Annotated in this window: 15 protein-coding genes and 1 pseudogene; 12 read left to right on the plus strand and 4 right to left on the minus strand. The window is 71.0% G+C overall.

The features are described from left to right. A pseudogene (locus ABZ934_RS23505) lies at positions 1-191 on the plus strand (MerR family transcriptional regulator); the annotation flags it as partial. Positions 192-655: 464 nt separating this feature from the next. Continuing rightward, positions 656-1318 carry a hypothetical protein gene (locus tag ABZ934_RS23510; RefSeq protein WP_361316504.1) on the plus strand — a complete coding sequence of 221 codons (663 nt, stop codon included), beginning with the start codon at positions 656-658 and terminating at the stop codon, positions 1316-1318. Between the two features lie 634 nt (positions 1319-1952). On the opposite strand, the gene ABZ934_RS23515 is transcribed toward ABZ934_RS23510, so the two are convergent. Beyond that, complete coding sequence (locus ABZ934_RS23515) at positions 1953-3614, minus strand: FAD-dependent monooxygenase (protein ID WP_361316507.1); 1662 nt, start codon at positions 3612-3614, stop codon at positions 1953-1955. Between the two features lie 195 nt (positions 3615-3809). Here ABZ934_RS23515 and ABZ934_RS23520 point away from each other — a divergent pair, with 195 nt between their 5' ends. The 7 genes from ABZ934_RS23520 to ABZ934_RS23550 are packed head-to-tail and all read left to right on the plus strand — an operon-like array spanning position 3810 to position 9101. Continuing rightward, complete coding sequence (locus tag ABZ934_RS23520; RefSeq protein WP_361316510.1) at positions 3810-4970, plus strand: SchA/CurD-like domain-containing protein; 1161 nt, start codon at positions 3810-3812, stop codon at positions 4968-4970. 59 nt (positions 4971-5029) lie between these two features. Further along, complete coding sequence (locus tag ABZ934_RS23525) at positions 5030-5467, plus strand: cupin domain-containing protein (RefSeq protein ID WP_361316512.1); 438 nt, start codon at positions 5030-5032, stop codon at positions 5465-5467. After that, complete coding sequence (locus tag ABZ934_RS23530; RefSeq protein WP_361316515.1) at positions 5464-6720, plus strand: beta-ketoacyl-[acyl-carrier-protein] synthase family protein; 1257 nt, start codon at positions 5464-5466, stop codon at positions 6718-6720. The genes ABZ934_RS23525 and ABZ934_RS23530 overlap by 4 nt, the downstream gene beginning before the upstream one ends. Positions 6721-6728: 8 nt before the next feature. Continuing rightward, positions 6729-7979: a ketosynthase chain-length factor gene (locus tag ABZ934_RS23535; RefSeq protein ID WP_361316518.1), complete on the plus strand. Its 1251-nt coding sequence runs from the start codon at positions 6729-6731 to the stop codon at positions 7977-7979. A gap of 33 nt (positions 7980-8012) precedes the next feature. Further along, on the plus strand, positions 8013-8270 hold the full coding sequence (locus ABZ934_RS23540) for an acyl carrier protein (RefSeq protein ID WP_361316521.1): 258 nt from the start codon (positions 8013-8015) through the stop codon (positions 8268-8270). A gap of 1 nt (position 8271) precedes the next feature. Beyond that, a complete protein-coding gene (locus ABZ934_RS23545) occupies positions 8272-8751 on the plus strand; it encodes an SRPBCC family protein (protein ID WP_361316524.1) in 480 nt (159 codons plus the stop codon). A 17-nt stretch (positions 8752-8768) separates the two neighbouring features. Further along, positions 8769-9101, plus strand: coding sequence for a TcmI family type II polyketide cyclase (locus ABZ934_RS23550; protein WP_361316527.1), 333 nt, complete (start codon positions 8769-8771; stop codon positions 9099-9101). Between the two features lie 138 nt (positions 9102-9239). Here ABZ934_RS23550 and ABZ934_RS23555 read toward each other — a convergent pair whose 3' ends face one another. Together ABZ934_RS23555 and ABZ934_RS23560 are read right to left on the minus strand one after the other, a co-directional pair. After that, a complete protein-coding gene (locus ABZ934_RS23555) occupies positions 9240-9413 on the minus strand; it encodes a hypothetical protein (protein WP_361316529.1) in 174 nt (57 codons plus the stop codon). A 30-nt stretch (positions 9414-9443) separates the two neighbouring features. Next, positions 9444-10118 carry an RDD family protein gene (locus ABZ934_RS23560; RefSeq protein WP_361316532.1) on the minus strand — a complete coding sequence of 225 codons (675 nt, stop codon included), beginning with the start codon at positions 10116-10118 and terminating at the stop codon, positions 9444-9446. Between the two features lie 194 nt (positions 10119-10312). On the opposite strand from ABZ934_RS23560, the gene ABZ934_RS23565 reads away from it, so the two are divergent. Continuing rightward, positions 10313-10474 (plus strand): hypothetical protein, encoded by a 162-nt coding sequence (locus ABZ934_RS23565; protein ID WP_361316535.1) that lies wholly within the window; start codon positions 10313-10315, stop codon positions 10472-10474. 49 nt (positions 10475-10523) lie between these two features. Here the strand turns inward: ABZ934_RS23565 and ABZ934_RS23570 are convergent, their stop codons facing one another. Continuing rightward, positions 10524-10958 (minus strand): VOC family protein, encoded by a 435-nt coding sequence (locus ABZ934_RS23570; RefSeq protein WP_361316537.1) that lies wholly within the window; start codon positions 10956-10958, stop codon positions 10524-10526. A 354-nt stretch (positions 10959-11312) separates the two neighbouring features. Between ABZ934_RS23570 and ABZ934_RS23575 the strand changes: the two genes are divergently transcribed. Together ABZ934_RS23575 and ABZ934_RS23580 are read left to right on the plus strand one after the other, a co-directional pair. Further along, positions 11313-11963, plus strand: a complete 651-nt coding sequence (locus ABZ934_RS23575) for a flavin reductase family protein (RefSeq protein ID WP_361316540.1) — start codon at positions 11313-11315, stop codon at positions 11961-11963. 203 nt (positions 11964-12166) lie between these two features. Then, entirely contained in the window at positions 12167-12322 is a 156-nt protein-coding gene (locus ABZ934_RS23580; RefSeq protein ID WP_361316804.1) for a DUF6131 family protein, read from the plus strand. The last annotated feature ends 107 nt before the right edge of the window (positions 12323-12429 follow it).

A 12429-nucleotide genomic window follows, 5' to 3' on the forward strand; every position in this document is an offset into this window, starting at 1 on the left:
GACACCGCCGCTACTCCCGCTACCAACTGCGCATCGCGGCCCGCGCGCGCGAACTCGTCGACCACGGCACCCCCATCGAGGCCGCCTGCCGCATCCTCATCCTCGAAGACCAACTCGAAGAAGCCCAACGCATCAACGCCGAATACCGCCGCGCCACCGCCACGGCGGGCAACCCGACCACCACCGCCTGAAACGGCAGCGCCACCGTCGCCGGTTGGGCCCGGTCCGCCGACCGCCCGCGCGGTGCACGACCACCGGATGAGGACGGAACCCGAGCCGGCCTGTTCCGGGGGCCCCGGCCGATACGATGCGGGGGTTTCGACAGTGCGGGACTACGGGGGTGGGTGGCGTGAGCGGTCATGGCGGGGGCGCGTACGGGAGTCCGGTGCAGGGCACGGGCAGCGGGCCGCCGGCGGGGTGGGCCGGCCACGGCTCCCCGATCCAGCCGCCCGGATATGCGTATCCGCCGCCCGGATACGCGTACCCGCCGCCGGTCCCGCCGCAGGGGTACCCGTACGCCCCGTCCTACCCGCCGGTCCCACCGCCGTCGATTCCGCCGCCCGTTGAGCCGTCGCGAGGTCGAAAGATCCTGCGGGGCATCTTCAATCCGTTCTACGCCGCCCAGCGGGCGTTCCGTCCCTCGCGACCCGGGATCGTGGAAGATCCCGACGTCCGTAGGCTCCAACTGTGGCGGACCGTCTTGGGGATCGTCGCCTGGGTGGGCCTGATGGTCACCTACAAGGCCGTCGTCAGCGCCGATGACGTCAAGGCGATGGCGGACGACCGCCTCGACCAGAGCTGGTCCAGTGTCCTGGTGCTGGTCTGCACCTTCCCCGTGGTCGTCGGTGGTTTCACGGCGGCCGCACGGGCCGGGTTGCGGCGCGTCTACCTGCGTCGGGCCCTGCGCTCGTTCGGCGCGGTGGTCGCCATCATGGCGTCCATGGGGACGTCGGCGCTCGCGATGGCGCCGGAGTCGGCGGGGTTGCGGGACGCCGTCGGTCTGCCGGGAAAGATCGCCATCGGGGTGCTGTGTCTGTGGTCGGTCGGGTTCGCCCTCTACGGCATCGGCCTGTCCCTCGTACATGTCTTCCGTACCGCCGACATCCACGAGGTGGTGCCACCGGTCCTCGCCGGTGTGCTGGTCTGGGAGATGGCACTGCTGGACGTGGTCACGGGGGCCTACACCCAGGTTCCGGGGGCTGCCAGGGCGGTCTTCATCCTGGGCGCACCCCTCACGGTCACGGCGCTGTCCTGGTGGGAGTTGCGCCGACTCCGCCGTCACCACGGACTGACGATCCGCAACGCACTGGGGCGCTGAGCGCCTTCTACTGCCCGGTTGGCCTGGTGGAAACACATAAGAATCGACAGAACCGGGTGGAATCGGGTACCAGGGGTATCCGGGGGACAGCCGGGGCGGTCGCCGTGATGCAGCAGGGGACCTGCTCACCTCCGATGATCGACGGCCGTCCCGGTCCGGCCGCTCCCTATGGCGTGCGGAGGAGGGGGGAGTTGTCCGCGGGGGAGGCGCAACCGCCGTTGAGGACGTCGAAGGGGCAATCCCCGCCGGGGCGGGCGGCGCGGCCGGAGCGGTGGCGGTGCCCGAGGGGGCGGAGTCCGGATGATGCCGGCGACCGCGAAGCCACGTCGCAGGTCAACGCCCGGGCGGGCGCGCCAGCCGCGCTCGCCCACCGTGGGATCCGTCTCGGTCATGGGGGCCACTCCTTGCTTCGGGCCTGCCCCGTACGAGCCGCTCGGATCAGCGGTGCACGCGGGCATACGGCGGTGGGATCCGACGCCCCGTGGGTGATCGTGGATGTGATCAGCCACGCGATTGCCCGTCAGTTGCCGCCGGCCCGACAAAGGTTGCCGTTCGAGCGAATCGGCCCGGGAATGCGAAATCCCCAGGGCGGTCGGTATGACCGACCGACCCGGGGGCCCTGCTTCCGCGAGGTTCAGCCCGTGCGCAGGACCGCCGCCAGGGCTTCGCGCAGCGCCGCCTCCGGGTCGGCGGCCGCGCCCTCGGCCCGCCAGGCGACGAATCCGTCGGGGCGCACCATGACCGCACCCCCTGCCGTGGTGCCATGGACCTGCGCCCAGTCGGGGGCGCCGTCCCGGCCCTGCGCACCCTGCCCGTCGTACACCAGATCGGCGTCGGTGCCCGCACCGATCCGATAGGCGTCCAGCCGCACCCCGCCGGCGTCCGCGATACGGCGCGCGGCCGCGTGCCAGCCCCCGGGGTCACCCGCGCCGCTGAGCAGCACCATCGAACGCTCGTAGAGGTCGAGCGTGGAAAGGCGGCGCTCGCCGCGCCGTAGCCACATGTGCGGGGCCCGGCTGCCCGGCTCTCCCGTCAGCCGCATTCCCTCGGGCACGACCTCCTGCTCCGGGTCGGCGCCGACGACGGCGCCCTGCGGGTAGCGGTAGGCCAGTACGACGTTCAGGATGCCGCCCTGCCGGCCGCCGCCCACCCCCGGCGGGGGTGCGAAGCCGGGGTGGCTGTGTTCCACGGAGCGAGCCGAGGCGCGTGCGCTGGTCGCCAGCGCCACCGGCCGGCGCTCCGCCTCGTACGTTTCCAGCAGTCCGGGGCCGGCCCAGCCCTCCACCACCGCGGCCAGCTTCCAGGCCAGGTTGTGGGCGTCCTGGATCCCGGTGTTCGAACCGAACGCCCCCGTCGGGGACATCTCGTGCGCGGAGTCGCCGACGAGGAACACCCGCCCGGCGCCGTACCGGTCGGCGACGCGCTCCGCCGCGTGCCACGACGCCTTGCCGGTCACCCCCACGTCGAGGTCGGTGACACCGACGGCGCGGCGGATGTGCTCCTGGCACCGTTCGTTGGTGAACTCCTCCAGGGTCTCGCCGTCCTCCGGGTGCCAGGGCGCGTGGAAGACCCAGTTCTCCTTGTTGTCGACGGGCAGCAGCGCCCCGTCGGCGTCCGGGGAGGTCAGGTAGCACACGATGAACCGCCGGTCGCCCACCACGTCGGCGAGCCGGCGCGACCGGAAGGTGATGCTCACGTTGTGGAACAGGTCGCCGGGGCCGCTCTGCCCGATACCCAGCCGCTCCCGGACCGGGCTGCGCGGGCCGTCCGCGGCGACGAGGTAGTCGGCACGGACGGTGTGGCGCTTTTCGGTGATCCGGTCCCGCACGACCGCGGTGACGCCCTCGGCGTCCTGCTCGAACGACATCAGTTCGTGCGAGTACCGCAGGTCCCCGCCCTGCTCGCGGGCGCCGTCGAGCAGCACGGGCTCCAGGTCGTTCTGGCTGCACAGACACCAGCCGGTCGGGCTGAACTTCGCCAGCCCGCCGCCGGGGTCGATGTCCTTGAACAGCCACTCGCCCGCGTCACCCACCAGGGACGGGGTTTGGAGGATGCCGTGGTTGTCCGCCAGCAGCGACGCCGCGCTCTTGACGTCCGCCTCGATGCCGGCCACCCGGAAGAGTTCCATGGTCCGGACGTTGTTGCCGCGTCCGCGTGGATGGATCGAGGTCCCCGCGTGCCGCTCGACCAAGGCATGCCGCACCCCGTGTCGCCCCAGGAACAGGGACGTGGACAGGCCCACCAGGGAGCCGCCGACGATGAGGACCGGAACCCGGTGGTCGAATTCGTGCTGCATCGATGCCTCCAGAGGCAGGCGTTCGGGGCGGGGCGCGGGAGTTCCACGTCCTCGTGACAGCGCATCCGCGGGCCCGTCACCCGCGTGGTTCATACGGGTCGCGCACTTCCCGGGACAGGCACAGGATCAAGGCACGCTGACGTCGCGACCACGCGAGCGGCGTTCACCTCTGCCCTCGAAGGAGTTGTACGCAGGATGACCACCACGTCTGAACGTGTTTCAGAACCGCTGAAGCGACAGATGCCGAAACGTGTCTCCCAGTCCGTGTTCGACGGCTCCAGGCTCCGCGTCGTCCTGTTGGTGGATGTGTACGACGGCGCCCAACAGCAGTTCCTGGAGGCGTACGAACAACTCTGCACCCAGGTCTCGTCGGTTCCGGGGCACGTCAGTGACCAGCTGTGCCAGTCGATCGAAAATCCATCCCAATGGCTCATCACCAGCGAATGGGAGAGCGCCCCGCCCTTCCTCGCGTGGGTGAACAGCGAAGAGCACGTACGGATGGTGTCGCCGCTGCACGGCTGCGTCCGGGACACCAGGTCGCTGCGCTTCCACGTCGTACGGGAGACGGGCGGCCCGGCCACCGACACCACCCCCGACCAGCGCCGCCTGCAGACCTCCCCCCGCGTCGGCGACGGTGTGGTCCGCCACGCCCTCACCTTCACCGTCAAGCCGGGCAGCGAGGAGACCGTTGCCAAGATCCTCGCGGACTACGCCTCACCCGAGCCGCGGGTCGACGACACCACCCGGCTGTGCCGCACCTCCCTGTTCATGTACGGCAACCGGGTGGTGCGGGCCGTCGAGGTCAAGGGCGACCTGCTCGCGGCGCTGCGCCACGTAGCCCGGCAGCCCGAGGTGCGGGCCGTCGAGGAGGCCATCAACCCCTACCTGGAGCAGGACCGGGACCTCAACGACCCCGAGTCGGCGCGTCTCTTCTTCACCCGCGCGGCCCTGCCCGCCCTGCACCACGTGACCGCCGGGCACGAGCACCCCGAGGCACAGCGCCACGCCCTCTACTACGAGGCCCGCCCGGACTGCGGCATGCGTCTGGCCGAACTGCTCGCCCAGCACGACGAGGCGGCGGCCGACGACCCGCGCAGCCCGGTGCTGCGCAGCACGATCTTCCAGCGCGACGAGGTCGTGGTGCGCCTGATCGACGTGCACGGCGGTCTCGAAGCGGCCGACCCCGCGCTCTGCCTGGGCCTGACCGACCCCGTCGAGGCGGCCGAACTGACCACTCTCTTCGAGGGCGGCGCGCCCGGGACCGACCTCTCCGCTCTGCGGAGCGGCGACTTCGCACGTCTGCTGGATCTCGCCCGCATGGAACTCATCACCGACCGCCGCTCGCCGGACGCCTGACACGAACGCGCGGGTCGCGGCCACACCACGCCCGGCGCGGCACACAACGGAGGAACGTCGTGATCACATCCAAGCCCCGAATCGTCGGACTCGACGACGTCGAGTCCAACCGCCGGCGCGGCGGCGACCTGCGCGCCCTGCTCACCCCGGCCACGGTCGGCTCGACCAGCGGTTTCATGGGCGTGGCCATCGTGCAGCCCGGAGACCGCATCGGCGAGCACTACCACCCGTACTCCGAAGAGTTCGTGTACGTCGTCTGCGGGCGGCTCGAAGTGGACCTGGACGGTGAGCCGCACCCCCTGCGACCCGAGCAGGGCCTCCTGATCCCCGCCCACGTACGCCACCGCTTCCGCAACGTCGGTGACACCGAGGCCCGAATCGTCTTCCATCTGGGACCGCTGGCCCCGACCCCGCCGCTCGGCCACGTCGACACCGAGGGCACCGACGCCGTGGCGGACGGCGCCCCCCCGGCCGACCTCTCCCAGGTCCGTTCATGACTCGGAGGGTGGCCGTCACAGGTCTCGGCGTGGTGGCTCCCGGCGGCATCGGCGCACCGGCGTTCTGGGACCTGCTCGCCGCCGGGCGAACCGCGACCCGGGGCATCACCTTCTTCGACCCGACGGGCCTGCGTTCGCGGATCGCCGCCGAGTGCGACTTCGACCCGGCGGCCCACGGGCTGGACGCGGAACAGGAAGCCCGCGCCGACCGCTACATCCAATTCGCGCTGGCCGCCGGCGACGAGGCGGTCCACGACGCCGGCCTGGACCTCGCCCGGGAGGACCCCTGGAGGGTCGGAGTCTCCCTCGGCACCGCCGTCGGCGGCACCACCCGCCTGGAGAAGGACTACGTACTGGTCAGCAACGGCGGGCAGCGCTGGGACGTGGACCCACGCGAGGCGAAACCGCACTTGCACCGGGCGTTCTCGCCCAGCACGCTGGCCTCCACGATCGCCGAGCGCTTCGGGGCCCGCGGCCCGGTCCAAACCGTCTCCACGGGCTGTACCTCCGGGCTCGACGCCGTCGGCTACGCCTTCCACACGGTCGAGGAGGGCCGGGCCGACGTCTGTATAGCCGGCGCGTCCGATTCCCCGATCTCACCCATCACCATGGCCTGCTTCGACGCCATCAAGGCCACGTCGCCCAACAACGACGACCCCGCCCACGCCTCCCGGCCGTTCGACAACGACCGCGACGGATTCGTGATGGGCGAGGGTGCGGCGGTCCTGGTGCTCGAGGAGCTGGGACACGCCCGCGCCCGCGGCGCGCAGGTTTACTGCGAGATCGGCGGATACGCCACCTTCGGCAACGCGTACCACATGACCGGGCTGACCGGTGAGGGTCTGGAGATGGCCCGGGCGATCGAGAGCGCCCTCGACCACGCGCGCGTGGACCGTTCGGCGATCGACTACGTCAACGCCCACGGCTCTGGCACCCGGCAGAACGACCGTCACGAGACCGCGGCCGTCAAACGGGCCTTGGGACACCACGCCTACGCCACACCCATGAGCTCCATCAAGTCCATGGTCGGGCACTCCCTCGGCGCGATCGGGGCGATCGAGTTGGTGGCCTGCGTACTGGCCATGCGCCACCAGGTCGTCCCGCCGACCGCGAACTACGAGACGCCGGACCCCGAGTGCGACCTGGACTACGTCCCCCGTGTCGCCCGCGAACGGAAGCTGGGCGGCGTGCTGTCCGTGGGCAGCGGGTTCGGCGGCTTCCAGTCCGCGGTGGTCCTGAACCGGAAGGGGTAGAGGACACGATGAGCCAATCGCACCCACGGCGTGCCGCCGTCACCGGAATCGGCGTGATCGCGCCGAATGGACTGAGCACGGACGCCTTCTGGAAGGCCACCCGGGAAGGCATCAGCGTCCTCGGCCCCATCACGCGCGAGGGCTGTGACCACCTCCCGCTGCGGGTGGCCGGCGAGGTGCGCGCCTTCGAACCGGCGACGGCGGTCGAGGAGCGCTTCCTCGTCCAGACCGACCGGTTCACGCACTTCGCCATGGCGGCGGCCGACTCCGCCCTGGAGGACGCCCGGCTCGGGCAGACCGCCACCGGCGAGGCGCCCTTCTCCGTGGGCGTGGTCACCGCTGCCGGATCCGGCGGCGGTGAGTTCGGCCAGCGCGAGCTGCAACAGCTGTGGGGCAAGGGCAGCCGGTTCGTCGGCCCCTACCAGTCCATCGCCTGGTTCTACGCGGCAAGCACCGGCCAGATCTCCATCCGCCATGGCTTCAAGGGGCCCTGCTCGGTCGTGGCAGCCGACGAGGCCGGCGGCCTGGACGCCCTCGCGCACGCCGCGCGGGCCGTGCGGCGCGGCACCGACGTGATCGTGGCCGGCTCGACCGAGGCACCCCTGGCCCCGTATTCGATGGTGTGCCAGCTCGGCTACCAGGAGCTGAGCACCGAAGCGGACCCCGACCGGGCCTACCGCCCCTTCACCTCCGCGGCCTGCGGGTTCGTACCCGCCGAGGGCGGCGGGATGCTCGTGGTGGAGGAGGAGGACGCCGCGCGAGAGCGGGGCGCCACGGTGCGCGCCGTCATCGCGGGACACTCAGCGACGTTCACCGGCGCCTCCTGCTGGGAGGAGTCCCGCGAAGGACTCGCGCGAGCCATCGACGGGGCCCTGGCCGAGGCCGGCTGCGCCCCCGAGGAGGTCGACGTGGTCTTCGCCGACGCCCTCGGCGTACCCGAGGCCGACCGCGCCGAGGCGCTGGCCATCGCCGACGCCCTCGGCCGGCACGCCAAGCGCGTCCCCGTCACCGCCCCCAAGACCGGCATCGGCCGCGGCTACTGCGCCGCGCCCGTACTGGACGCCGCCGCAGCGGTGCTGGCCATGGAGTACGGCGTCATCCCACCCACCCCCAACGTGTTCGACATCTGCCATGACCTCGACCTCGTGACCACCCGCGCCCGCGCCGCCGAGCTGCGCACCGCGCTGGTCCTGAGCCGGGGACTCATGGGGTCGAACTCGGCGCTCGTGCTCCGGCGCGGCGCTACGGGTGCCCCGTAGCGGGGCACCCCGGAACACAAGGAGAGGAATGCCATGAGTGACCGCATCACCGTGGAAGAACTGGCCGAACTCATGAAGAAGGCCGCCGGGGTCACCGTCGACCCCGCCGAGCTGGAACAGCGCGGCGACTCCGGGTTCGACACCTTCGGCCTCGACTCGCTCGGGCTGCTCGGCATCGTCGGTGAACTGGAGAACCGGCACGGTACGTCGATGCCCCCCGACGCGGAGCGCTGCAAGACCCCGCGGCAGTTCCTCGACCTGGTCAACAGCAGCCTCGTGGCAGGAGCGTGACGTGGCCGGCCACACGCAGAACGAGATCACCATCGCCGCGCCGGTCGACCTGGTCTGGGACATGACCAACGACGTGGCGAACTGGCCGCAGTTGTTCAGCGAGTACGCGTCCGCCGACATCCTCTCCGTCGAGGGGAACAAGACGACCTTCCGGCTGACCATGCACCCGGACGAGAACGGGACCGTGTGGAGCTGGGTGTCCGAGCGCGAGACCGACCGGGACCGGCTGAGCGTCACCGCTCGCCGCGTCGAGACCGGTCCCTTCGCCCACATGAACATCCGGTGGCAGTACGAGGAGGTGCCCGAAGGCACCCGGATGGTGTGGACGCAGGACTTCGCCATGAAGCCGGAGGCGCCGGTCGACGACGACTGGATGACGGACAACATCAACCGGAACTCCAAGGTCCAGATGGCTCTGATCCGCGAGCGCATCGAGCAGGCCGCCGCCGAACGCCGGCCCGCGCCGGTGCTCACCGACTGAGCCGGACGGAGAACCCGATGCACCACACGTTGATCGTCGCCCGGATGGCACCCGGATCGGCCCCCGACATCGCCGAGGTCTTCGGGTCCTCGGACCGCGGGGAGCTGCCGCACCTCGTCGGGGTCGCCCGGCGCAGCCTCTTCCAGTTCGGCGACGTGTACCTGCACCTCATCGAGAGCGAGCGGGACCCCGGCCCCGCCATCGCCAAGGCGAGCGGGCACCCGGAGTTCGTCGACGTCAGCCGTCGGCTGTCCCCGTACGTCACGGCCTACGACCCCGACACCTGGCGCTCGCCGAAGGACGCGATGGCGCACTGCTTCTACCGCTGGGAGCGCGACCGCCGGTCCTGAAGCACGCCACTCACGCCACCGGTCGCCGGGTCCGCTCCTCCGCGGACCCGGCGACCGGCGTCGTACGGGCTGCGACCGGCGTCGTACGGGTTGCGACCGGCCGCCCGCCGCGCGCGGGGCGACCGCGGCCGGCAGGCGTCAGATCTTGACGCAGACCCGGTCTTCGATGGAACGGAACCGGTTGTGGTGTGCGGTCATCACGCAGATGTACTTGCCGCAGTGGCTGTCGACCGAGGCACTGGCAGGGGTGGCGACGAGCAGGGGGAAGGCGCAGGCGGCGAGGAGGGTCACGAGCTTCCTGATACGAGTCATGGGCCGGTCAACGATCAAGGCGGCAAAGGATCACGCCCGGCTCGCGGGGCGCAGAGGGCGGCCCGTTGCCCGGCTCGGCCCCGCTCGGCGTGTGACGGCCATGCTGTCGGCGACCTTGTCGTGCAGGCACTGCTGGTACGGCTTGTCCCAGCAACACCACAGCAGATTCAGCAGGCCGAGTACCGGCACGATGGCGGCCGGCAGCCAGAAGGCCTCACGCCCGACGGCCCGCCAGAAACCGATGGGGGCGGCCGTCCCCCGGCGCACGATCCGGACCCCGCAGATGCGCTTGCCCAGGGTCGAACCGGACTTCCATACGGTCAGGGCGAAGTACAGGACGAACGACGCGACGAGCCAGACGATGAGCAGTGCCTGCGCGAGGGCGCCGCCGCCCGCGTCGATCCACATCATCAGGGGGATGGCCGAGACGAAATATCCGAGGTACCAGAAGATGAGGTCCAGTATTCGGGCGCCGAGCCGTGCGCCGACGTTCGCCAGACCGGCCGGCACCCCGTAGGCGGGGCCGACGGGCGCCCAGCCGGGCGCCGGATACCCGTACCCCTGGCCGTACCCCTGGCCGTACCCCTGGCCGTATGCCGGGCCGTAGCCCTGGCCGTCGGACGGCTGGAACTGCGGCGGGGCGGTGGGCCCGGGCGTTCCGGCGGGGGACTGCGGGTGCTGCGGATACTGCGGGGGGATCGACATGCTGCCTTCCGGGTGGAGAACCGTCTGCATTGCGCGGTGATGATCCTATTGACATCGCCTCGGACGGCTCGGTAGGACTCCCGCCGGCGGTCGGCCGGGGAAGGCCGCCTGACCGGACTGACCTGTCGCGAAGAGCGGCATCGACGCCCACGACAGCATTGCTGACCGGCCGCGTCGGCAGGCGCCGCCCGTCGGTGACCGCGGTGCGGCGCGAGCAGGCCACGGACCGCACCGCGGTCGGGCCCCGCCGGCTCTCGCAGAAGTACCTCGGCGCGGACCCGCCGGCCGAGCCGGAAGAGGTGCTCCGGCTGGTCGTCCGGGTGAGACCACACAAGATCACCGGCTTCTCCGTCTGAGCCCCGCCGCCCGGTTGGCCCCTGTGTGACAAACAGGGGCCAACTGCCGTCAATCCAGGCAGAATTCGTTTCCCTCCGGGTCGGCCATCACGATGATCCCCTCGTCCAGGCCATTGGGGTCGAGCCGGTACAGCCGTTTCGCTCCCAGCGCCTCCAGCCTGGTGGCCTCCACCTCCAGTGCGGCCATGCGCTCCTCCCCGGTCAGGCCGGGTGCCGCACGCACATCCAGGTGCAGGCGGTTCTTGCCCGTCTTGCCCTCCGGGACCTTCTGGAAGAACACCCGCGGCCCCTTGCCGTCCGGATCCGTGATGGCCGACCGGCTGTTGTGGAGCTCAGGCGGCACGCCCCACGCCGTCAGCGCGGCCGTCCAGTCGGCGAAGCCCTCGGGCGGCGGCTGGACGCGGTAGCCCAGCGCCTGAGCCCAGAACGCCGCCTGCGCGGCGGGATCGGCGCAGTCGTAAGTCACCTGGATTTCCTTGGCCATGCAGCCTCAGCCTCCTACCCTCGAAACCTGCCCACGTCGGCGGTCCGGTTGTCTCCCGGAACACACGGCCATCCTCGCACCGCCCTCGGACACCGGACACCCTGACCGCCCCGGGACCGGTCGGCCGGCAGGCAACCGCCGCTTCCCATAAGGGCGCGGGCGGTCGGTGAGGAAGGCGAGGATCTCGTCGCGACCCCGGACCGGGGGTGGCCGGCCTCGGTTTCCGCCGCACGGTCTCGAACGCGACGTCGTATAGCCGCCGGCCTCATGGTCTCGATCACGAGAGGGTCGACGACGGCTCGCGTCACTGATCGCGGGCCGGTCCGTCTGACATTTCGGCGAAAGGCACGGCGCATGCACGTGGTACCCGGGCTCAAGGTCCTGTACTTCGGAACTCCGGTGGTACTGATCAGCTCGCTCAACGAGGACGGTACGGCGAACCTCGCGCCGATGTCCTCGGCGTGGTGGCTGGGTCAGTCCTGCATGCTCGGTCTCGGCAACAACGCCCAGACCACCGCGAACCTGCTGCGGGAGGGCGAGTGCGTGCTCAACCTGCCCTCGTCGGCGATGGTCGATGCCGTGGACCGGCTCGCGCTCACCACCGGGAAGCCGGCCGTGCCGGACCGCAAGGCGCAGCAGGGGTACCGATACGAGCCGGACAAGTTCGCGGCCGGGCGGCTGACCGAGCAGGCATCGGACCTGGTCCGGGCCCCTCGGGTCGCGGAATGTCCGATCCAACTGGAGTGCAAGGTCGTCTCGGCCCATCCGTTCGGCGGCACCACACAAAACGCCACAGCCACCGCCACCGCCATCGAGGTCGAAGTCCTACGCGCCCATGTCGAGGAGGGGCTCGTCATCCCGGGCACCCACTACGTGGACCCGCTCGGCTGGGATCCGCTGATCATGAAGTTCTGCGAATTCTTCGGGGGCGGGCACAACATTCACCTCTCAAAGCTCGCCGAGGGCTGGAACATGCCCCACCCACAGCGCTCGCCCGCCGTCTGAGCGGGCAGCCGACGGCCGCCCCATGGCACCGCTGGGATCTCGTGTCGCCGGGGGAGGGGCGGGCTCGCCAAGCGGAACATCTTCGGGCGCTACAGCGGAGTGATCACGCCATCCCCGGGTATGCGCCTTGCGGACGATGGAGCGCTGGGGCGGGGGAGTACTCCTCAACTGCAACCGTGACCCCACGAGATTTGGAGGGCACCATGATCGTCCTCGGCATCATTCTTCTCATCGTCGGCTTCCTCACCAGCATCAGCATCCTGTGGACGATCGGCATCGTCCTGGTCGTCATCGGCATCGTCCTTTGGATCTTGGGCGCTCTCGGCCACGCCATCGGCGGCCGCAGGCACTACTGGTGATATGCACGTGGCGATGTGCACGCCGGCATGAGGCTGCCGCAGGCTCCGCGGGGCGCGGCCCGTCCGGGCATCCGCCCGGTCTCGGGCAGCAAGGGGAGCCCGGAAAG

It is taken from the genome of Streptomyces sp. NPDC046557, assembly GCF_040645975.1.
In the GTDB taxonomy this organism is placed as follows: Bacteria; Actinomycetota; Actinomycetes; order Streptomycetales; family Streptomycetaceae; genus Streptomyces.